A 21,838-nucleotide genomic window follows, 5' to 3' on the forward strand; every position below is an offset into this window, starting at 1 on the left:
TGCTCGCAATGACGACACATTGCCTGTAAACAAGCCCGCATGACCTCAACCGCGCCTCTCATTCTGCTCGCGGCCGGCGGCACCGGCGGCCATCTGTTCCCTGCTGAAGCGCTCGGCGTCGAGCTGATCAGGCGCGGCTATCGCGTCCGTCTGGTCACCGATGCGCGCGCGCTGCGCTACAGCGGACTGTTCACCAAGGACATGATCGACGTGGTGCCGAGCGAGACGGTGCGCAGCCGCTCGCCGCTCGCCCTCGCGCGGACCGCGCTGCTGCTCGGCACCGGCACCGTCGCGGCCTTCAACCTGATGCGGCGGCTGAAGCCCGCTGCTGTGATCGGCTTCGGCGGCTATCCGACCGTGCCGCCGCTGCTGGCGGCGCGCCTCGCCGGCGTGCCCAGCCTGATCCACGACGCGAACGCCGTGCTCGGCCGCGCCAATCGCTTCCTGTCCGCGCATGTGAAGGCGATCGCGACCTCGTTGCCGGGGGTGCTCGACCGCGATCCGGCGCTGGCGGCCAAGACGACCACCGTCGGCACCCCGATGCGCCCCGCGATTTTGGAAGCCGCGTCCGTACCTTATGGTCCGCCCGAGGCCGCCGGGCCGCTGCGGCTGCTCGTGGTCGGCGGCAGCCAGGGCGCGCGCGTCATGAGCGACATCGTGCCCGGCGCGATCGAGCGGCTGGAGCCGGCGTTGTGGGGCCGGCTGGTGCTGACCCAGCAGGTGCGCCAGGAGGACATGGCGCGGGTGCGCGCGGTCTATGAGCGGCTCAAGATCAATGCCGAGCTGCAACCGTTCTTCACCGACCTGCCGGCGCGGCTCGCCGCCAATCACCTCGTGATCTCGCGTTCCGGCGCCGGCACCGTGGCCGAGCTCGCCGCGATCGGCCGGCCCTCGATCCTGGTGCCGCTGCCCGGCGCCATCGACCAGGACCAGTTCGCCAATGCCGGCGTGCTGTCGGACGCGAACGCCGCGATCCGGATCGTGCAGACCGAATTCACCTCCGACAGGCTCGCCTCCGAGATCTCGGCGCTCGCCGCCGAGCCCGCGCGCCTCGCCGCCATGGCGCAGGCCGCGCGCGCGGCCGGCCGGCTCGATGCCGCGGAACGTCTGGCCGATCTCGTGATCAGGACGGCGGCGCTCTAGTCGCGCGAGCGCACGGTGATCCCAAGATGAACCGGAGCTCCGACGATGGCGGCATCCTGCCCGACGATCGTCCGATGCGCTTGCGGCGGCATCCGTCCTTCGTGCCTGTGCTCGTGGAATTCTGCGACCGGCTGATTGCGCCGCTGCGCGGCCAGCGCCTGATGATCAAGCTGTTCGGTCAGCGCGCTCCGACGGAAATCGCTGCGCATATCGTGATGATGCATATGTCGGCGCGCAAGCCGGTCGAGCGGCCGACACTGACGCGTCTGCAGATGCGGCTGCCGGGTCCGCGGCAGACGGCGGCGTTCGTCGCGGTGTTGCGCGGTCTGTCGCTGGTGACCGTCGAGCGAGATCCCGAGGACGCTCGTATCCGCTATCTGGTGCCTGGCCCCGTCATCCTCGAGGGACTGCGAGGCTGGCTTGCAATGCACCTGGATTGCCACGCGCGGTTGACGCAGTCCGATGGACTGAGCCTTCGTCTGCAGGACGACGCCGCGTTATTTGCGGAGACGATCCGGCAATGTGCGGGCTGGCTCTGCCGCGACAACCGGCCGCTGACGGGCTTTCCCGATCTCGCCTGGACCGACGAGCACGACAGCGGCATCCATCTGGCCCTGACGCTCGTCGCCCGGTCCGCGGTTGGGCGCGAGGCCATCGCGATTTCGACGGCGGAGCTTGCGACCTCGCTCGGCGTCTCGCGCTCCCATATCCGCAATCTGCTGGCGACCATGGAGGGCCGTGGTCTGCTGCGCTTCGGCGACGGGCGCCGGCATCTGACGCTGACGCCGGGTTTCGTGGCTTCCGTGGAAGCTTGGTTCTGCCACCAGGTGTGCTGGCTCGCGGCCGCAGCCGCACGTGCGGATCGCGTGCTGCGGCCGGCTTGAGGGCGTCAGATCATCGTGACCCGGCCGGTGCCGATGTCATAGATGCCGCCCACGATCTTCACCTTGCCCTCGGCGACCATGCGGCCGACGATCGGCTTGGCAGTCGAGAGGCGCCGGACATTGTTGCGGACGTTCTCCGCGGTGGCTTCGGCCAGCAGATCCTGCGGCTTCTTCGCGATCGCTGCCTCGACGCCGGGTTTGAGCGCATTGATCAATGCGGGCAGGTGGCCTGGCAGTTTGGTGCCGTCCTTGAGCACCTTGATCGTCGCATCGATGGCGCCGCAGCCGCTGTGACCGAGCACCAGCACGAGAGGCGTGCCGAGGAACTTGACGCCGTATTCGAGGCTGGCGAGGCCGTCGTCATTGACGAAATTGCCGGCGACGCGGACCACGAACAGCTCACCGGGCGCCTGATCGAACACCAGCTCGGGCGCGACCCGGGAATCTGCGCAGCTCACGATCGCGGCGATCGGGTATTGGGCCGCGGCGCGCGCCGCTCGGCCGGCCGAAAAATCCCTGTTGTCGAGATTGCCGGCGACGTAGCGCGCATTGCCATCGACGATGCGTTTCATCGCGTCATCCGGAGAGATGGCGTTGGGCGGCATTGCGCTGTCGTTCGCCTGCTTGGCTTCCTTGGCAAACGCCGGAAGTGCGCCGACCGCCGCGGCAGCCAGCACTGCGCCGCCGCCGAGCAGCCGGCGGCGGGACAATACGGGAGGGTGCGTTTCACACAGCGAGCACATCGGCGAGGGTTCTCCATCAAAGATTGAAATATGCGTGCCCGGCACGCCGGCCGCACGGCTACTCATGCCACGCGAACTGACGCAGTGAGCGCGCAAAAATTGCAGGTATCCCGTTGGGAGGGGGCGGCATGTGATCGCGCTTAATAATTCGTGAAGGGAGGGATCGAGCGGGAACTCCTGGCCGATCGCCGCCGGCCGGGCTGCCAAAATCGGCTAAAACCGGGCGAACGCCTGCGAATTTGGCACTTCTTACTGCCCGGGCGGACTTGTCCAGGTCGGCCATGTCTTGCAAGAAGGGCTGATGATTCGCGGCCGCTCCCCCCGGTGGGGACGCCCGGAACCCTTGAGACGAGACGCCCCATGAGACTGCCGCGCGAGATCGGACCCATCCACTTCGTCGGGATCGGCGGCATCGGCATGAGCGGCATCGCCGAGGTGCTGTGCAATCTCGGCTACACGGTGCAGGGCTCCGACGCCTCCGACAACGCCAATGTCGCGCGGCTGCGCGAGAAGGGCATCACCGTCAGCGTCGGGCACAAGGCCGAGAATGTCGCGGGCGCCGACGTCGTGGTGGTCTCGACCGCGATCAAGCGCGACAATCCGGAGCTGATGGCCGCGCGCGCCCAGCGCATCCCGGTCGTGCGGCGTGCCGAGATGCTGGCCGAGCTGATGCGGCTGAAGAGCTGCGTCGCGATCGCCGGCACCCATGGCAAGACCACGACGACATCGATGGTCGCGGCGCTGCTCGATGCCGGCGGCCTCGATCCGACCGTCATCAATGGCGGCATCATCAATGCCTACGGCACCAATGCGCGGCTCGGCGCCGGCGAATGGATGGTGGTCGAGGCCGACGAGAGCGACGGCACCTTCCTGAAGCTGCCGGCGGATGTCGCCATCGTCACCAATGTCGATCCCGAGCATCTCGATCACTTCAAGACCTTCGAGGCCGTGCAGGACGCGTTCCGCGCCTTCGTCGAGAACGTGCCGTTCTACGGCTTCGCGGTGATGTGCATCGATCATCCGGTGGTGCAGGCGCTGGTCGGCAAGATCGAGGACCGCCGCATCATCACCTATGGCGTGAACCCGCAGGCCGATGTCCGGCTCGTCGACCTCGCGCCGATGGGCGGCGGCTCGTCGTTCAAGGTCGTGTTCCGCGACCGCAAGAGCGGTGAGACGCACGAGATTGCCGACATCGCGCTGCCGATGCCAGGCCGGCACAATGCCTCGAACGCAACGGCGGCCATTGCGGTCGCGCGCGAGCTCGGCCTGTCCGACGAGGCCATCCGCAAGGCGATTGCCGGCTTCGGCGGCGTCAAGCGCCGCTTCACCCGCACCGGCGAGTGGAACGGCGTCACCGTGATCGACGACTACGGGCATCACCCCGTCGAGATCGCCGCCGTGCTGAAGGCGGCGCGCGAATCGACCAACGGCAAGGTCGTCGCCGTGGTGCAGCCGCATCGCTACACCCGGCTGCAATCGCTGTTCGAAGAGTTCTGCACCTGCTTCAACGACGCCGATGCGGTCGTCGTGGCCGACGTCTATCCGGCCGGCGAGGCGCCGATCGAGGGCATCGATCGCGACCACTTCGTCCTGGGCCTGCGCGCCCACGGCCATCGCGACGTGGTGCCGCTGCCGAAGGCCGCCGATCTCGCTCGTATCGTCAAGGACCTCGCCAAGCCCGGTGACCTCGTCGTGTGCCTCGGCGCCGGCAACATCACGCAATGGGCCTACGCGCTGCCCGGCGAGTTGAAGGCACTGGGGTGAGGGCGGTGTTGAACCAGCGGTTCACCGAGAAAGTCAGGCCACTCGACGTAGCCTCTCCGTTCCCTCCCCCCTTGTGGGGGAGGGGCAGGGAGGGGGGGGAGCCGCAGACTCCGGAGTGCGTGGTCCCCCCCTCCCTAGCCCTCCCCCACAAGGGGGGAGGGAACGGAGCGTGCTACGTCGCAACGACGTCGGCCCAAACGAGGCAGGCCGCCGCATGACCTTTCCCGACATCACCCCCGATCTCAAAACGGCCATGCCGGAGCTGCGTGGGCGGCTGCTCGCCAATGAGAGTCTCGCGCCGCTGACCTGGTTTCGTGTCGGCGGACCGGCGCAGGTGCTGTTCACGCCGGCGGATGCCGACGACCTCGCCTATTTCCTGAAGCACCTCCCAACGGATATCCCGCTCTATGTCATCGGCGTCGGCTCCAACCTGATCGTGCGTGATGGTGGCGTCCCCGGTGTCGTGATCCGGCTGGCGCCGCGCGCGTTCGGCGAGGTCAAGGCGGAAGGCGACATCGTCACGGCCGGCACCGCCGCGCTCGACAAGCGCGTCGCGGAGGTCGCCGCGTCGGCCAACCTCGCGGGCCTGGAATTCCTGTTCGGCATTCCCGGCACCATCGGCGGGGCGCTGCGGATGAATGCCGGCGCCAATGGCGGCGAGACCAAAGACATTCTCATTGAAGCGATCGCTGTCGACCGAAACGGCGAGACGCACCGCTTCAACAATGCCGAGATGAAGTTCACCTATCGCGCGAGCGGCGTCGATCCGGCGTTGATCTTCACGGCCGCGCGCTTCCGCGGCACGCCCTCGGCGCCGGAGGCGATCCGGGCGCGCATGGCGGAGGTGCAGGCGCATCGCGAGACGGCGCAGCCGATCCGCGAGAAGACGGGCGGCTCGACCTTCAAGAATCCGCCGGGACATTCCGCCTGGAAGCTGGTCGATGCCGCCGGCTGTCGTGGACTCAGGGTCGGCGGCGCCCAGGTCTCGGAAATGCACTGCAACTTCCTGATCAACCTCGGCAACGCCACCGCCGACGACATCGAGACGCTCGGCGAGACCGTCCGCGAGCGGGTCAAGGCGGGCTCGGGGATCGAGCTGCAGTGGGAGATCAAGCGGATCGGAATCAAGGCGAGCTGATCGAGCCGCAGGCTTACGTGACGTCAGCGCAATCGCGACCGCGATTGTGAGATCAATCGAGAAGACATTGATGCGCACCACGATTTTGTTCGGCGGCTCCAACAAGGAGCGTCTCGTCTCGGTCGCGAGCGCGAAAGCCCTGCACGCGGCATTGCCCGAGGCGGACCTGTGGTTCTGGGACGCCGATGACAGCGTGCATCAGGCCAGCGGCCAAGCGCTGGCCGCGCATGCCAAGCCGTTCGAGGAGCCGTTCACCGCCGATGGCGCCAGGATCGGCGCGCTCGGCGAGGCGCTCGATCGCGCCGGGGCCGAGGGTCGGGTCCTGGTGCTCGGCCTGCATGGCGGCCGGGCGGAGAATGGCGAGCTTCAACTGATGTGCGAGCTTCGTGGTGTGCCGTTCACCGGCTCGAGCTCGGCGGCCTCGCACCTCGCCTTCGACAAGGTTGCCGCCAAACGCTTCGCCGTGCTCGGCGGTGTCACGGCGGCCGAGGGTGTCGCGCTGGATGATGCCGAGGCTGCGCTCGCGCGCTACGGCCGGCTGATCGCGAAGCCCGTGAAGGACGGCTCGAGCTTCGGCCTCATCTTCGTCAACGCCAGCCAGGACCTCGTCGCCGTCAAGGCAGCGGCCGCGACCGAGGAGTATCTGATCGAGCCGTTCGTCACCGGGACCGAGGCGACCTGCGGCGTGCTCGAGCAGGCCGACGGCTCGCTGATCGCGCTGCCGCCGATCGAGATCCTCCCCGCCGACGGTGCCTTCGACTATTTCGCGAAGTACCTCGCGGCGGCGACGAAGGAAATCTGTCCGGGCCGCTTCAGTCCGGAGATCACGGCGGCGCTCCAGGCTGAGGCGATCAAGGCGCATCGCGCGCTGTCCTGCGGCGGCTACTCGCGCACCGACTTCATCGTCGCGGCCAACGGTCCGGTTTATCTGGAGACCAATACCCTGCCGGGCCTGACGGCCGCCTCGCTCTACCCGAAGGCTCTGGCGGCCCAGGGCATCGCCATTGTCGATTTCCTCAATCAGCAGATCGCCCTGGCCGAGAGGCGTACACGCCGATCCGGCGTGCGGTAGGCGCACCGGAGGAACCCGGCCCGGCGTCCCCCGGTGGTTCCTGTAACCCGTAAAATGCTTAAGAATTCCGGGCAAGGTCCTCATAAATCGGAGAAAAAATTCGTCTCCTCGGACCGATTTTACTTTTTGTTTACCAGGACGTCCGAAGGTTAACGCTGGCGCCTCAGTGGTGCTCGGCTGCCAGGTCGGGCCGTCGTGACGAACCGCGTCGCGATGGTCGGAAGGGATCCGGTCGGCCGGGACCGTGGGCGTGGGTCCGCGAGTATCTGCGGGCGCAACAGTTGATGAGCTCGTGCAATGGATGGTGCAGGACGCCTCGCTCGATCGCAGAGGCCTCAAGCTGACCTGAAAGCCGCTGCCCTTGGCGCGGCAATCCTGCTGCGCGAGTATGTCTCGGCCCGTCTTCCGCGTGTCCGCTTTGCGCGAGGCACGAAGCAAGGCAGGCGATCCATCCGACGAGACCTTGCGCCGGCGCAGGCAGCGCTCGCGCCGATGGTCGAGCGCGAGGCGCCGCCGCGCGTGGTCGAACTCGTCGAGCGCTATCTGCCGCGCCGGCTCGGCACCGTGGCGACGGTGGTCCTCTTGTTCGGCAGTGTCTGGCTCGGCATCGTCAAGGGCGGCCATGCGCAGGACGTCAGCGTGGCGTTGTCCGACACCCGCAACGCGCTCGCCAATGCGGCCGGGTTCCGCATCACGGCTGTCGCGATCAACGGCCGGAAGCAGCTTACCCAGGACGAGATCCTCGCGGTCGGCGGCGTTACCGGCCGCTCCTCGTTGCTGTTCCTGGATGCCGCCGCAGTGCGTGACAGGCTCAAAGCCAACCCCTGGATCGCCGACGCCACGGTGCAGAAGTTCTTTCCGAACCAACTGCAGATCGACGTCGTCGAACGCAAGGCATTCGCGCTCTGGCAGCAGGACGGCCGCCTCTCGGTCATAGCCGAGGACGGCGCCGTGCTCGAGCAATATGTCTCGCGCCGCTTCCTGACGCTGCCGCTCGTGGTCGGCAAGGGAGCCGAGAGCCGCGCGCGCGATTTCCTGGCGCTGCTCGCCCGCTACCCGCAGGTGCGCGCGATCACCAAGGCCGCCGTATTCGTCGGCGAGCGGCGCTGGAACCTGCGGACCAAGGACGGCCTCGACATTCGCCTGCCCGAACATGATGTCGGCAACGCGCTCGCGACCCTGACCCAGCTCGATCAGGACGACAAGCTGTTCTCGCGCGACATCGTCGCCATCGACCTGCGGCTGCCGGACCGGCTGACGGTGCAGCTCTCCGAGGATGCGGGCAAGGCGCGCGACGAGCTGTTCAAGGACAAGAAGTCCAAGAAGAAGGCCGGTGACGCATGACCGGCTTCGATCGCCAGACTCCGAAGACGCGTCCGATGGGCCAGAAGCGCACCGCGCTCGTGGCCTCGCTCGACGTCGGCACCAGCAAGATCGCCTGCATGATCGCGCGGCTGAAGCCGGCGCCGCCGAGCGACGCGCTGCGCGGCCGCACCCACGCCGTCGAGTTGATCGGCTACAGCCAGATCCAGTCGCGCGGCGTCAAGGCCGGCGCCGTCGTCGATCCCGTCGAATGCGAGCAGGCGGTGCGGCAGGCGGTCGCGCTGGCCGAGCGCATGGCGAAGGTGCGGGTCGAATCCGTGCTGCTGCCGGTCGCAGGCGGCCGCGTCATGGGCCACCTGATCGAGGCCACCTCGGACATTCGCGGCGGCGCCGTCACCCAGGCCGATGTCAGTCGCGTCACCTCGACCGGCATGCACCACGCCACCGGCGACGGGCGCGCGGTGCTGCATGCCCTGCCGGTCGGCTACACGCTCGACGGCGTGAAGGGCATCCGGGATCCCCGCGGCATGCTGGCGCGGCAGTTCGGCGTCGACATGAACGTCGTCACGACCGACGCCACCGTGGCCAAGAACCTGATGCTCGTGGTCGAGCGCTGCCACCTCAACGTCGAGGCGATGGCGGCAAGCCCGTATGTTGCCGGGTTGTCGGTGCTGACCGACGACGAGGCCGATCTCGGCGCCGCCGTGGTCGAGATGGGGGCGGGCACCACGACGATCGCGATCTATTCCGGTGGCCGCTTCGTCCATGCCTCCGGTTTTGCGCTCGGCGGGCATCACGTGACCATGGATCTTGCGCGCGGACTATCAGCGTGCATTGCAGATGCCGAGCGAATCAAGACGTTATATGGCACGGTGCTGACTGGCGGGTCCGACGCGCGTGAGTTGATGTCTGTTCCGACGGCCGGTGACAACGAGCGGGATGTTCCGCAGATCGTGTCCCGCGCCACCATCGCGAACATCGTCAGGCACCGCGCAGAGGAGATTTTTGAAATGGTCCGCGACCGGCTGAAGGATTCGCCCTTTGCGGCAGAACCCAAGGCGCGCGTCGTCCTCAGCGGAGGCGCCTCTCAGCTGACGGGGCTGGTCGAGCTTGCGACCCGGATCCTCGACCGCCCGGTGCGCGTCGGCCGCCCGCTCGGCTTCGGTCGTCTCCCCAACGAGGCAAAGAACGCCGCCTTCGCGGTGCCGACGGGGCTGCTGGTCTATCCGCAATACGCGCACCTCGAACACGTCGAACCGCGGCATACGCGGCAGGCCGGGACAGGAACCGACGGCTACTTCGGAAAGGTCGGACGATGGCTACGCGAGGGCTTCTGATGACCGGTTTCCACCCCATGCGATTTTCAACAACACCAACCGCGGCCGGCGGCCGGGGCGAACCCACCCGCGCGTGATCGAGAGGCAATCATGGCACTCACTATTACACCTCCTGATATCCACGAGCTGAAGCCCCGGATCACCGTGTTCGGTGTCGGCGGCGCGGGCGGCAATGCCGTCAACAACATGATCACGGCCGGCCTGCAGGGGGTCGACTTCGTCGTCGCCAATACCGACGCGCAGGCGCTGACCATGTCCAAGGCGCAGCGCATCATTCAGATGGGCACGCAGGTGACCCAGGGCCTCGGCGCCGGCTCGCAGCCGGACGTTGGAGCTGCCGCCGCGCAGGAGGTGATCGACGAGATCCGCGATCATCTCTCGGGCGCCAACATGGTGTTCGTGACCGCCGGCATGGGTGGCGGAACCGGCACCGGTGCAGCCCCGGTCATTGCCAAGACCGCGCGCGAGATGAACATCCTCACGGTGGGCGTCGTCACCAAGCCGTTCCACTTCGAAGGCGCGCGCCGCATGCGCACCGCGGAGTCCGGCATCTCCGAGCTGCACAAGGTCGTCGACACGCTGCTGATCATCCCGAACCAGAACCTGTTCCGGGTCGCCAACGAGAAGACCACCTTCGCCGACGCCTTCGCGATGGCCGACCAGGTGCTGTATTCCGGCGTCGCCTGCATCACCGACCTGATGGTCAAGGAAGGCCTGATCAACCTCGACTTCGCCGACGTTCGCGCCGTGATGCGTGAGATGGGCAAGGCGATGATGGGCACCGGCGAAGCCTCCGGCGACAAGCGCGCGCTGACCGCCGCCGAAGCCGCCATCGCCAACCCGCTGATCGACGATTCCTCGATGAAGGGCGCGCGCGGCCTGTTGATCTCGATCACCGGCGGCAAGGATCTCACGCTGTTCGAGGTCGACGAAGCTGCGACCCGCATCCGCGAGGAGGTCGACCAGGACGCCAACATCATCGTCGGCGCCACCTTCGACGAATCGCTCGACGGGCTGATCCGGGTCTCGGTGGTCGCCACCGGCATCGAGCAGGCGCAGTTCAACCGCGGCGTCACGACGACTGCACAGCCGGCGGCGGCTGTCGCTCCGATTGCCGCCGCCCCGACCGCTGCCGCGGGTCTCCCTGAAAGCCGCCTCGCCGATCTGACTGCGCGCCTGCGCGCCGACAATCAGCGCCTGGCTGAACGCGCCGCCAAGCTCGAGCAGCAGGCGTCGCAGGCTCCGGCCGTCGCCGCGCCCGCGCCGATGGCGCCTGCGCCGCGTCCGGCTCCCAACCTCGAGCGCGACACGCTGGCCGCCGTTGCCGCCGCAATGGCCAGCGAGCCCGCGCCCGCGTCGGCGCCGGTCCAGCCCGCCTCCTATGGCGATGTGACGGTGCGCCCGATCGCGCAGAAGCCGTCGCTGTTCCCGGAACCGGAGGCGCAGCGCGCGGCCCCGATCGAGCCGGCGGCCCCGCCGGAGACGTTCATCCCGCAGGCCGCGGAGCGGGTTCCGTCGCGCGCGCCGCGCATGCCGAAGTTCGAGGACCTGCCGATGCCGGCCCAGGCCGAGATCCGGCAGGCGCGCGGCGACGAGGGCGATGAGCATCCGCAGAAGACCCGGATGTCGCTGCTGCAGCGTCTCGCCAATGTCGGTCTCGGCCGCCGCGACGAGGATGCCGAGCCGCCGCTGCCGGTGCGGACCGCGGGTCCTGCCATGCCGCAGATGCCGCCGCTGCCGGAACGGAAGCCGCAGCGGAACGTTGCTCAGCAGGTTGCGAGCCACGAATCGCCTGTCTCGGAATATGCCCGCCGTCCCGCACCCCAGGGTCTGGACGTCCATGGCCGTCCCGCGCCTGTGTCCCCGGCGCCACAGGGAGACGACCATTTGGATATCCCGGCCTTCCTGCGCCGGCAGGCCACCTGAGAATTGTTACAGCCCTGATGGTGCTGAACAGGCCCGGCTCGCGAGAGCCGGGCCTTTTCCATGGCTGTCCGGGGCTCGTCGATCGCCGTTCAACTAACTGATTTTAAATGATTAATTATTCTTTCGGTGTTTAGATCGGGAACCAGGAGGGTTAAGGCCACGTTCCAGTTTGGTTAAGGGTTGGCGCGAATACGGCAGAGATGGGGTAACAATCCGTAAAGAAGCGTGAGTTGGCGCTCTTTGGGGCTCTCGTTAAGTTCTGCCGTGACTTGGGGATGCCTGAAACTGAGTCGGTTCGCGAGGGGCGGCCGATAAGGGATCAGGCGGGGTCTTGGGCGATCGTCGATGAAATTCAGCCGGCAAACAACGCTTCGTTCGCAAGCCACCGTCACCGGTGTAGGCGTCCACTCTGGCGCGCCTGTCAGCCTGACGATCGGGCCTGCGCCGATCGATGCGGGAATCGTGTTCCTCCGCACCGGCCTCGATGGCGCTGACCGCGAGGTCCAGGCGTCCTTCGGCTCGGTGATCGCCACCGAGTTGGCGACGGTGCTCGGTGACCGCCACGGTGCGCTGGTGTCCACTGCCGAGCATGTGCTCGCCGCGCTGCGCGGCATGGGTGTCGACAACGCCCTGATCGAGGTCGACGGCCCCGAGGTTCCGATCATGGACGGCAGCGCTGCGCCGTTCGTCGCTGCCATCGACCAGGCCGGAATCGTCAATCAGTCGGCCCCGCGGCGCTACCTTCAGGTGCTCAAGCCGGTCCAGGTGACCATGGGCGCCTCCACTGGCGAGCTGCGTCCGAACAGCTCCGGCTTCCGGGTCGAAGCTGAAATCGATTTCACCAACCCCGTGATCGGCCGCCAAGCCTATCATTTCGAGCTCAGCCCCGAGCGCTTCCGCCGCGAGATCGCCCGCGCCCGCACCTTCGGCTGCATGAGCGACGTGTCGCGGCTGTGGAGCGCCGGCTTCGCGCTCGGTTCCTCCTTCGACAACACGCTGGTGTTCGACGAGGACCGCCTGCTCAATCCCGAAGGTCTGCGCTACGCCGACGAATGCGCCCGCCACAAGGTGCTGGACGCGATCGGCGATCTGGCGCTGGCCGGCCTGCCGATGCTCGGAACGTATCGTTCGGTCCGTGGCGGTCACAAGCTCAACCATGCGGTGCTGACTGCTCTGATGGCCGATCGCACCGCTTGGCGGATCGTCGAAGGCGAGACCGTGCGTCGTCCCCGCGTGGCCGCGGAGGTCGTCGGCGGCATGGTCGGTGGCATGGTCGCCCCGGCCTACGGCCCGGACGTGTCCTGAGCGGCGTCGCCCCGATCGGCTGATTCCGTCGGCTGACCTACGCAACGCGCGACATCGCCGGGAGCTTTGCTTTCGGTGTGGTTCAGATTTTTCCATCTGCTTTTTTGTCAATGTTTGTTGCCGGCCGCGTCCTTCTCAGCGGCTGGATCCTCGGCATTTCGATGTTTTCCAACGGCTTCTTCAGCGGTAACCATGATGCGTGGCGGCAGCCTCGGTGTTGCCTTAATCCGGGCGGATTGGCTTCCTATGCGGTTGGTTGATGAAGTGTTTTCGGCTAGAGAGGCCGGGGCCGCGTGATGCGTGCCACCGGCGGGGCTCTTCCCTCGCGGTCATGAAGCGACCTTCATGGTGCGCGGCGTAGATCAGATCACAGGCATCGGGTTCCAAAGAAGCATGTCGATACAGCGTCTCACGCGCGACCTCCGTCATCCCGCAGCAAGCATCGGCCGGCTTAGGCTCGCCGCATCGCTGATCCTGCTGGCGCTGCCTCTGAGCGGCTGCGGAACAGGCGGGCTCTGGGACAAATTCCTGGCCAAGGACGACACCTTCGTCGATGAGCCCGCGGACAAGCTCTACAATGAGGGCTTGTACCTGATGAATGAGAAGAAGGACGTCAAAGGCGCGACCAAGAAGTTCGAGGAGGTCGATCGCCAGCATCCTTATTCCGACTGGGCCCGCAAATCGCTGCTGATGTCGGCTTACGCCTCCTATCAGGCCGGCGACTACGACGGCTGCATCGGCGCCGCCACCCGCTACGTGACCCTGCACCCGGGCAGCCCGGACGCGGCCTATGCGCAGTACCTGATCGCCGCCTCGCATTACGACCAGATCCCGGACATCAGCCGCGACCAGGGCCGCACCGAGAAGGCCATTGCCTCGCTCGAGGAGGTGGTGCGCAAATATCCGACCTCCGAATACGCCACCAATGCCAAGGCCAAGCTGGAGGGCGCCCGCGATCAGCTCGCCGGCAAGGAGATGGATGTCGGCCGCTATTACATGCAGAAGCGCGACTACACCGCCGCCATCAACCGCTTCAAGGCGGTCGTGACGCAGTACCAGACCACGCGGCACGTCGAGGAAGCGCTGTATCGCTTGACCGAGGCCTACATGACGATCGGTATCGTCGGCGAGGCCCAGACCGCGGCGGCCGTGCTCGGGCACAATTTCCCCGACAGCAAGTGGTACAAGGACGCCTATAATCTCGTGAAGTCGGGCGGCGTCGAGCCCGAGGAGAACAAGGGCTCCTACATCTCGCGCGCCTTCAAGAAGCTCGGCCTGGGCTGAGCGATCGGCCGGATCACTCGTCTGATCTGGCTTTGTTCTATATTCTTGTTTTGTTCTCTTTTTGCTGCTAGCATCGAGTCGTTCGCTCAGGGGCGTTCCGCCCCGTTACGAAGGACTTCGGTTCCATGCTGGCGCGACTGTCGATCCGTGACATCGTCCTGATCGAACGACTCGATCTCGAATTCTCGAATGGACTTGCGGTGCTGACCGGCGAGACCGGTGCCGGCAAGTCGATCCTGCTCGATGCGTTTGCTCTGGCTCTCGGCGGTCGTGGCGACGCGAGCCTGGTGCGCCATGGCGCCGACCAGGGGCAGGTCACGGCCGTGTTCGAGATCGGCAAGGATCATCCGGCCGCCAGGATTCTCGCCGCCAACGGCCTGGATGCCGATGGCGAGATGATCCTGCGCCGCGTTCAGTTCGGCGATGGCCGCACCCGCGCCTTCATCAACGACCAGTCGGTCAGCGTGCAGACGCTGAAGGCGATCGGCGCCACACTGGTCGAAATCCACGGCCAGCATGACGAACGTGCGCTGGTCGACGCCGCCACCCACCGCCGGCTGCTGGATGCCTTTGCGGGCCTGGAGAAGGACGTCGCCGCGGTGGAAGCGCTGTGGGCAGCGCGCCGGACTGCGGTCACGGCGCTCGACGAGCATCGGGCGAGCATGGAGCGCGCGGCCCGCGAGGCCGATTATCTGCGGCATGCTTCGGACGAGCTGAAGAAGCTGGCGCCGAAGGAGGGCGAGGAGACGCAGCTCGCCGCCCGCCGCACGGCGATGATGCAGGGCGAGAAGATCGCGGGCGATCTGCGCGACGCGCAGGATGCCGTCAGCGGCAACCAGTCGCCGATCGCCGCGCTAGCCGCGGCGGTCCGCCGGTTGGAGCGCCGCGCGGTCAGCTCGCCCGCGCTGGTCGACCCGGCGGTCAAGGCGATCGATTCGGCGATCAACGCCCTGGAGGAGGCCGATCAGCATCTGACGGTGGCACTCGCGGCCACCGATTTCGATCCGCTGGAGCTGGAGCGCATCGAGGAGCGGTTGTTCGCGTTGCGCGCGGCCGCGCGCAAATATTCGACGCCGGTGGACGGTCTGGCTGCCTTGGCTGCCAAATATGCCGCCGACGTCGTCCTGATCGATGCCGGCGCCGAGCAGCTGAAGAAGCTGGAAGCAGCGGCGGCGGCAGCCGATGGGCGCTATGCCGCCGCGGCGGCCAAGCTGTCGGCAGCGCGGACCAAGTCGGCCGAGAAGCTGAACCGGGCCGTCCATGCGGAGCTCGCCCCGCTCAAGCTCGAGCGGGCCAAGTTCATGACCCAGGTCGACAGCGACGCCGAGGCGCCGGGGCCGGAAGGCATCGACCGTGTCGAGTTCTGGGTTCAGACCAACCCGGGCACGCGGCCGGGCCCGATGATGAAGGTCGCCTCCGGCGGCGAGCTGTCGCGGTTCCTGCTGGCGCTCAAGGTCGTGCTGTCCGACCGCGGCTCGGCGCCGACCTTGGTGTTCGACGAGATCGACACCGGCGTCGGCGGCGCGGTCGCCGACGCCATCGGCGCCCGGCTGGCGCGGCTCGCGCACGGGGTTCAGGTGATGGCCGTGACCCACGCGCCGCAGGTCGCGGCCAGGGCGGACCAGCATCTGCTGATCTCCAAAGATGCGCTCGATCGCGGCAAGCGTGTCGTCACCCGGGTCAATACGCTGGCCACCCTGCACCGCCGCGAGGAAATCGCCCGCATGCTGGCCGGCGCCGAGGTCACCGCCGAAGCCCGCGCCGCCGCCGACCGGCTGCTGGAGGCTGCGGCGGCATAGCTGGAAACGGAGCGGCCGAACGCTTTGGCTCCGGCGCGCGCATTGTGTACACCGTCGTCTCGGGACGGCCTCCGGGCCGTCCCGCAATGACGAGCAGATCATACGCATGCCCAAGACAGCAAAACCGAAGCAGCCCGTCGACGTTGCCGATCTCACCAAGGCGCAGGCCAAGGTGGAGTGGAAGCGGCTGGCGCTGGAGCTCGAGACCCACGACAGGCTCTATTATCAGGATGACGCGCCGAAGATCTCGGACGCCGCCTACGACGAGCTGCGTCGCCGCTTCAATGCGATCGAAAAGCGTTTCCCTGAGCTCGTCAGCAGCGAGTCGCCGTCGCAGAAGGTCGGCGCTGCGCCCTCCGGCCGGTTCAAGAAAGTTCGGCACGCGGTGCCGATGCTGTCGCTCGACAACGCCTTCGCGGAGGAGGACGTGCGCGACTTCGTCGGCCGCATTGCGCGCTTTCTCAAGCTTGCCGACGAGCGCATCGATTTCTCCGCCGAGCCGAAGATCGACGGGCTGTCGATGTCGCTGCGCTACGAGGGCGGCGAGCTGGTCACCGCCGCGACCCGCGGTGACGGCGCCGAGGGTGAGGACGTCACCGCCAACATCCGTACCTTGAAGGACGTACCGCACAGGCTGCACGGCCGCAACCTGCCCGACATCTGCGAGGTCCGCGGCGAGGTCTACATGACCAAGCAGGCCTTCCTCGCGCTCAACGAGCGCCAGAAGGAAGCGGGCGACACCATCTTCGCCAACCCGCGCAACTCCGCCGCCGGCTCGCTGCGGCAAAAGGATCCGACCATCACCGCCTCGCGTCCCCTGGGCTTCTTTGCCTACGCCTGGGGCGAGATGAGCGCGATGCCGGCGGAGACGCAAAGCGGCATGATCAAATGGTTCGAACGCTGCGGCTTCACGACCAACCCGCTCACGAGGCTCTGCCACTCGGTGGAGGAACTGATCGCGTTCCATCGTCACATCGAGGAGCAGCGCGCCGAGCTCGACTACGACATCGACGGCGTCGTCTACAAGGTCGACCGCATCGACTGGCAGGAGCGGCTCGGCTTCGTCTCGCGCACGCCGCGCTGGGGCATTGCCCACAAGTTTCCGGCCGAGCGCGCCATGACCGTGCTCAAGGACATCGAGATCCAGGTCGGCCGCACCGGCTCGTTCACGCCGGTCGGCAAGCTGGAGCCGGTCGGCGTCGGCGGCGTCATCGTGCAGAATGTGACGCTGCACAATGAGGACTACATCAAGGGCATCGGCAACAAGGGCGAAGTGTTGCGTGAAGGCCGCGACATCCGGATCGGCGACACCGTGGTGATCCAGCGCGCCGGCGACGTCATCCCCCAGGTGGTCGACGTGCTCATCGACAAGCGGCCGAAGCACGCCAAGGAATTCCATTTCCCGAAGAAATGCCCGTGCCCGCTGCACACCGACGTCGTCCGCGAGGAGATCGCGACCGGCGAGGAGGGCTCGCGCGCCCGCTGCACCGGCGAGTTCGCCTGTCCGTTCCAGAAGATCGAGCACCTCAAGCTGTTCGCCTCGCGCCGCGCTTTCGATATCGACGGTCTCGGCGAGAAGCAGATTCAGTTCTTCTTCGACCAGGGCTGGGTCAAGGAGCCCGCCGACATCTTCACGCTGGCCGCGCGCAACGCCAGGCTGAAGCTCGAGGAGGTCGAGGGCTATGGCGAGACCTCGGTGCGCAATCTCTTCAATGCCATCGACGCCCGGCGCGAGATCGCGCTGGAGCGCTTCATCTACGCGCTTGGCATGCGCCATGTCGGCGAGACCACGGCGCTGGCGCTCGCGCGCGGCTACGGCTCATGGGATGCGTTCCACGAAGCCTGTCTCAAGGTCGCCAGCGGCGACGAGGAGGCGATCGCGGAGATGGATGCGCTCGACCAGATCGGCGACACCGTGATCAAGAGCGTCGCCGCCTATTTCGGCGAGGACCACAATCGCGGCATCGTCGAGCGGCTGACGAAAGAGGTGAAGATCCTCGACGCGGAGAAGCCGAAGCGCAATTCGCCGATCGCGACCAAGACGGTGGTGTTCACCGGCACGCTGGAAAAGATGACGCGCGACGAGGCCAAGGCGACCGCCGAGCGGCTCGGTGCAAAAGTATCGGGCTCGGTGTCGAAGAAGACGGACTATGTCGTCGCCGGTCCCGGCGCGGGCTCAAAGCTGAAGGACGCACAGAAGCACGGCGTCCAGGTGCTGACCGAGGACGAGTGGCTGCAACTGATCGGGGAGTAGCTCGCGCGCTCGTCTGGTGCAGAAGGTGGTTGTGGCACCACAACTGTCATCATCCGCGAAAGCGGATGATCCAGTATTCCAGAGGCAGTTGTTATACGACCGATCCGTCTCGGCGTACTGGATACCCGCCTGCGTGACAGCGAAAGTGCCGCGCGTGCGTACAATCCCTGACATCCGCCCTTCACATCACCCCGGCCTCATCCTCTTCCGCCGTCTCGATCAGCTCCTTCGTCACCTTCATCTGCGTGCGCGGAACCAGAAAGATCATGCTGCAGGCGCAGGCCAGCGACAACATGAGCATCGCCGACGTCAGCGGCAGCGTCGTTGCGTAGTGGCCGCCGAGATAGGCGCCGAGCTGCGACGTCAGCGCGCCCACGCCCATCTGCAGGAACCCCATCGCGCCGGAGGCGGTGCCCGCCGCGCCCGGCCGCACGCTGATCGCGCCGGCCGCGGAGTTCGCCATCACGGCGGCGTTGGCGAACATCAAGAGCATCTGCGTGCCGAACAGCACCGAGGGCACCTGATTGAAGCCGAACAGGCTCCACGTGAAGTTCAGCGCGGCGCTGGTGAGCTGCAGCCCCAGGCCGAACCAGATCAGCCGATCGAGCGAATGGCGCGGCGCGTAGCGCACGCAGAACAGGTTGCCGACGAAATAGGCGAAGCCGGTGGTCGCAAACCACGCGCCATACTCCGCCGAGGAGCGGCCCATCTGCACCTCGACGATATACGGCCCGCCGCCGGCGAAGGCGAAGATGATCTGCGACGCCAGCACCTGGCACAGCATGTAGCCGAGGAAGGCGCGGCTCTTCACCAGCATCGCGACGTCGCGGCGGAAGCTCGCGCCCTCGATGCGGGCGGGGCGGGTCTCCGGCAGCGCCATGGTCACGGCGATCGCAATCACGATCGACAGCGCGGCGACGACATAGAAGATGGCATGCCAGCCGAGCGCGATCTCGATCAGGCCGCCGGTCAGCGGCGACAGCATCTGCGCGATCATCATCACCGCGACGACGAGGCTGATCATCGCCCCGATGCGCTCGCGCGGATAGAGATCGCGGATGATGGCGCGGCTGATCACCATGCCGCTGGCGCCGCCGAGCGCCTGGAAGAAGCGCGCCGCGATCAGCTGGGCCAGGGTGTCGGCGAAGATGCAGCTGACGCTCGCGACGATCGACAGCGCGAGCCCGGCGAGCATCACGGGGCGGCGGCCGAAGCGGTCCGACAGCGGCCCGAGCAGCAGTTGCGAGATCGCAATGCCGGCCATGTAGAACGACACCGTCATCTGCACGACGGAGGCGTCGCGGCCAAAGGTGGTCGCGAGCATCGGCAGCGCCGGTACCAGCAGGTACAGCGAGATCGGCGCCAGCCCGGTCATCACGACCAGCAGGACCAGCATCGTGCGCGACGGAACGGCGCGCGGTGGCGCCGCTCCAGGCGGTCTGCTGATCATTCCATGCATGGTGCCGCTCAAATCAGGTGAACGCCCCGACTGTAGCGGCCTTCCATTTCGCGGAAATGCCTGTTTCGGCATGCGCCCATGCAGGCAGCGGGACGGCGCGCAGCCGGACCGTACGGCTGACTACAGTGGCGCTGTCGCCTGATCGAGCCAGCGCTGGTCGCCGTCGTCGAGCGCCGCTCGGACGGCGTCCCTGACCCGGGCATGATAGGCGTCGAGCCACGCGCGTTCCTCGGCGCTCAGCATCGCGACCTCGATCAGGCGCCGGTCGATCGGCGCCAGGGTCAGCGCCTCGAAGCCGTTCATCGGCTTCTCCGCGCCCGCGACGTCCTTCGCCACCACCAGCTCGAGGTTCTCGATGCGGATGCCGAACGCGTCGGTCTTGTAGTAGCCGGGCTCGTTGGACAGGATCATGCCGCGCTTCAGCGGCGTGGTGCCGAGCTTCGAAATCCGCGCGGGTCCCTCGTGCACCGACAGATAGCTGCCGACGCCGTGGCCGGTGCCGTGCTCGAAATCGATGCCGGCCTGCCACAGGAACTGCCGCGCCAGGGTGTCGAGCTGGGCGCCGGTGGTGCCGTCGGGGAAGATCGCGCGCGCGATCGCAAGGTGGCCGCGCAGCACGCGGGTGAAGCGATCGCGCATCTCCTCGGTCGGCGCGCCCACGGCGATCGTGCGGGTGACGTCGGTGGTGCCGTCCTGATATTGCGCGCCGGAATCGATCAGCAGCAGATCGCCCGGCATGATGCGGCGGTTGCTCTTGCGGGTGACGCGATAGTGCACGATGGCGCCGTTGGGACCGGTGCCCGAGATGGTCGGGAACGACACATCCTTGAGCGCGCCGGTGTCGCGGCGAAAGCTCTCCAGCGCCTCGACCGCATCGATCTCGGTCAACGAGCCCTTCGGCGCCTCGCGATCGATGAAGGCGAGAAAGCGGGCCAGCGCGACCGCATCGCGCTGATGGGCGCGCCGCGTGCCGTCGATCTCGACCGCATTCTTGGCGGCCTTGAGCAGGCTGACCGGATCGGCGCCGCGCACCGCCTTGCCGCCGGCGCCCTGAATCAGGCGCGTCAGGGCATCGGCGGCCGTGGCGCTGTCGAGCGCGACGGCCGCGCCGGATTGCGCGAGCTCGGACAGGCGTGGTGTCAGCGTGTCCGGCTCCGCCACCTCGGCGCTCTGCTCGAGATGATCGCGCGTCAGGTTCGAGAGCTTGCGGGAATCGATGAAGATCGTCGGGCGTCCGGTCTTCGGCACCAACGCATAGGACAGCGGCAGCGGCGTGTGCGAGACGTCGGCGCCGCGGATGTTGAAGGTCCAGGCGACGTTGTGGGAATCGGACAGGACGAGCGCCTCGACGCCGAGGCGCTCGATCTCCTGGCGGATCCGGCCGAGCTTGTCGGCCTCGCTCTCGCCGGACAATTCCGCGCCGTGGATGGCGACGGCGCCGAGCGGCGGCAGCGGCCGTTCGGTCCAGATGCTGTCGACCGGGTTGCGCTCGACCGGAACCAGCTCCGCGCCCGCCTTGGCGCAGGCGGTGGCCAGTCGTTCGGCCGCGGCCGTCGTATGCAGCCACGGATCGAAGCCGACGCGGTCGCCGCTCTGCAAATGGCGCGTCAGCCAGCTCTCCGGCGGCGGCTCGATCAGTGATTCCACCATCCAGGCCTTGCCGTCGACCTGCTTGCTGGCCTGCAGCGTGTAGCGGCCGTCGACGAAGATCGCGGCCGCCTGCGACAGCACGATCGCAAGGCCGGCCGAGCCGGTGAAGCCGGTCAGCCACGCCAGCCTCTCCTCCGAGGGTGGCACATATTCGTTCTGCTGCTGGTCGGCGCGCGGCACGATGAAGCCGGCGAGCTTGCGTCTGGCCAGCTCTTCGCGGAGCGCGGCGAGCCGCGCGGTCAGTGCCACGCCGGTTTCGGGTTCTTCGAACGTCTGGAACAGAGCTTCGAACATCGGTCTCATACTTTAGAAGTGAATCCTGCCGCGTCGGCGAATACTCCTTCAGCAGACAGTGCAGTGCACGAAGAATCTCCTTGCATTCGCCTGTGCAAAAAGATTTGCTGTCGCATGCCAGTCATCCGAAAGAGGTGCGGCGAGGAAACGTATGGACGTGACGACCACGATCGTAAAGATCATCCACGGTCGCATGATCCGGGGAGTGCCTCAACTCAACGGCGAGGGGATGCACGATGCCTGCTTTTACCTTCGAAAAATTATCGGCGCCCGCGCCGAGCGGACCGGCGTCCGCACCGGCCGAGAAGCCGCGCAGCGCGCTGGCGGATCTCGTCAATCGTCTCGTCGCGCCGCGCGGTCGACGTGCCCCGCGTAATCAGTCCGACTCCACCTCGCAGCAGAGCCAGCCGAAGACGTAATCGCGAACTTGCCGCACCCAGCGCGCAGGTTCGATCCATGCCGT

The 21,838-nt window shown here is 67.1% G+C and carries 15 protein-coding genes; 12 read left to right on the forward strand and 3 right to left on the reverse strand.

Translation table 11 applies throughout. The features are described 5' to 3' along the window. The first annotated feature begins 39 nt into the window (after positions 1–39). Together murG and ACQR1H_RS06890 are read left to right on the forward strand one after the other, a co-directional pair. Positions 40–1,143, forward strand: coding sequence for an undecaprenyldiphospho-muramoylpentapeptide beta-N-acetylglucosaminyltransferase (gene murG, locus ACQR1H_RS06885; RefSeq protein ID WP_434907330.1), 1,104 nt, complete (start codon positions 40–42; stop codon positions 1,141–1,143). A 26-nt stretch (positions 1,144–1,169) separates the two neighbouring features. Continuing rightward, positions 1,170–2,027 (forward strand): hypothetical protein, encoded by an 858-nt coding sequence (locus ACQR1H_RS06890; RefSeq protein ID WP_316181718.1) that lies wholly within the window; start codon positions 1,170–1,172, stop codon positions 2,025–2,027. Between the two features lie 5 nt (positions 2,028–2,032). On the opposite strand, the gene ACQR1H_RS06895 is transcribed toward ACQR1H_RS06890, so the two are convergent. Next, positions 2,033–2,770 (reverse strand): carbonic anhydrase, encoded by a 738-nt coding sequence (locus tag ACQR1H_RS06895; protein ID WP_434907331.1) that lies wholly within the window; start codon positions 2,768–2,770, stop codon positions 2,033–2,035. Between the two features lie 360 nt (positions 2,771–3,130). Between ACQR1H_RS06895 and murC the strand changes: the two genes are divergently transcribed. The 10 genes from murC (at position 3,131) to ligA (ending at position 17,972) form a co-directional block, all read left to right on the forward strand. Continuing rightward, positions 3,131–4,534: a UDP-N-acetylmuramate--L-alanine ligase gene (gene murC, locus ACQR1H_RS06900; RefSeq protein WP_315802118.1), complete on the forward strand. Its 1,404-nt coding sequence runs from the start codon at positions 3,131–3,133 to the stop codon at positions 4,532–4,534. A gap of 214 nt (positions 4,535–4,748) precedes the next feature. After that, positions 4,749–5,672, forward strand: a complete 924-nt coding sequence (gene murB / locus ACQR1H_RS06905) for a UDP-N-acetylmuramate dehydrogenase (RefSeq protein WP_316236949.1) — start codon at positions 4,749–4,751, stop codon at positions 5,670–5,672. Positions 5,673–5,742: 70 nt separating this feature from the next. Beyond that, entirely contained in the window at positions 5,743–6,744 is a 1,002-nt protein-coding gene (locus ACQR1H_RS06910; RefSeq protein ID WP_434907332.1) for a D-alanine--D-alanine ligase family protein, read from the forward strand. A 297-nt stretch (positions 6,745–7,041) separates the two neighbouring features. Then, positions 7,042–8,088: a cell division protein FtsQ/DivIB gene (locus ACQR1H_RS06915; RefSeq protein ID WP_434900214.1), complete on the forward strand. Its 1,047-nt coding sequence runs from the start codon at positions 7,042–7,044 to the stop codon at positions 8,086–8,088. Next, positions 8,085–9,404 carry a cell division protein FtsA gene (gene ftsA / locus ACQR1H_RS06920; protein WP_434907333.1) on the forward strand — a complete coding sequence of 440 codons (1,320 nt, stop codon included), beginning with the start codon at positions 8,085–8,087 and terminating at the stop codon, positions 9,402–9,404. Before ACQR1H_RS06915 ends, ftsA begins: the two co-directional genes overlap by 4 nt. A 90-nt stretch (positions 9,405–9,494) precedes the next feature. Next, entirely contained in the window at positions 9,495–11,330 is a 1,836-nt protein-coding gene (gene ftsZ / locus ACQR1H_RS06925; RefSeq protein WP_315802122.1) for a cell division protein FtsZ, read from the forward strand. A gap of 345 nt (positions 11,331–11,675) precedes the next feature. Next, positions 11,676–12,635, forward strand: coding sequence for a UDP-3-O-acyl-N-acetylglucosamine deacetylase (gene lpxC / locus ACQR1H_RS06930; protein WP_315802123.1), 960 nt, complete (start codon positions 11,676–11,678; stop codon positions 12,633–12,635). Between the two features lie 393 nt (positions 12,636–13,028). Next, entirely contained in the window at positions 13,029–13,919 is an 891-nt protein-coding gene (locus ACQR1H_RS06935) for an outer membrane protein assembly factor BamD (protein ID WP_315802124.1), read from the forward strand. Between the two features lie 125 nt (positions 13,920–14,044). Beyond that, positions 14,045–15,718 carry a DNA repair protein RecN gene (recN, locus tag ACQR1H_RS06940; protein WP_315802125.1) on the forward strand — a complete coding sequence of 558 codons (1,674 nt, stop codon included), beginning with the start codon at positions 14,045–14,047 and terminating at the stop codon, positions 15,716–15,718. Between the two features lie 106 nt (positions 15,719–15,824). Further along, positions 15,825–17,972, forward strand: coding sequence for an NAD-dependent DNA ligase LigA (gene ligA / locus ACQR1H_RS06945; protein ID WP_434907334.1), 2,148 nt, complete (start codon positions 15,825–15,827; stop codon positions 17,970–17,972). A gap of 181 nt (positions 17,973–18,153) precedes the next feature. Here the strand turns inward: ligA and ACQR1H_RS06950 are convergent, their stop codons facing one another. Beyond that, positions 18,154–19,431, reverse strand: a complete 1,278-nt coding sequence (locus ACQR1H_RS06950; RefSeq protein ID WP_434907335.1) for a multidrug effflux MFS transporter — start codon at positions 19,429–19,431, stop codon at positions 18,154–18,156. Between the two features lie 120 nt (positions 19,432–19,551). Beyond that, on the reverse strand, positions 19,552–21,375 hold the full coding sequence (locus ACQR1H_RS06955) for an aminopeptidase P family protein (RefSeq protein ID WP_316236955.1): 1,824 nt from the start codon (positions 21,373–21,375) through the stop codon (positions 19,552–19,554). Between the last annotated feature and the right edge of the window lie 463 nt (positions 21,376–21,838).

The organism is Bradyrhizobium sp. HKCCYLRH2015, assembly GCF_051168215.1.
Classification (GTDB): Bacteria; Pseudomonadota; Alphaproteobacteria; order Rhizobiales; family Xanthobacteraceae; genus Bradyrhizobium.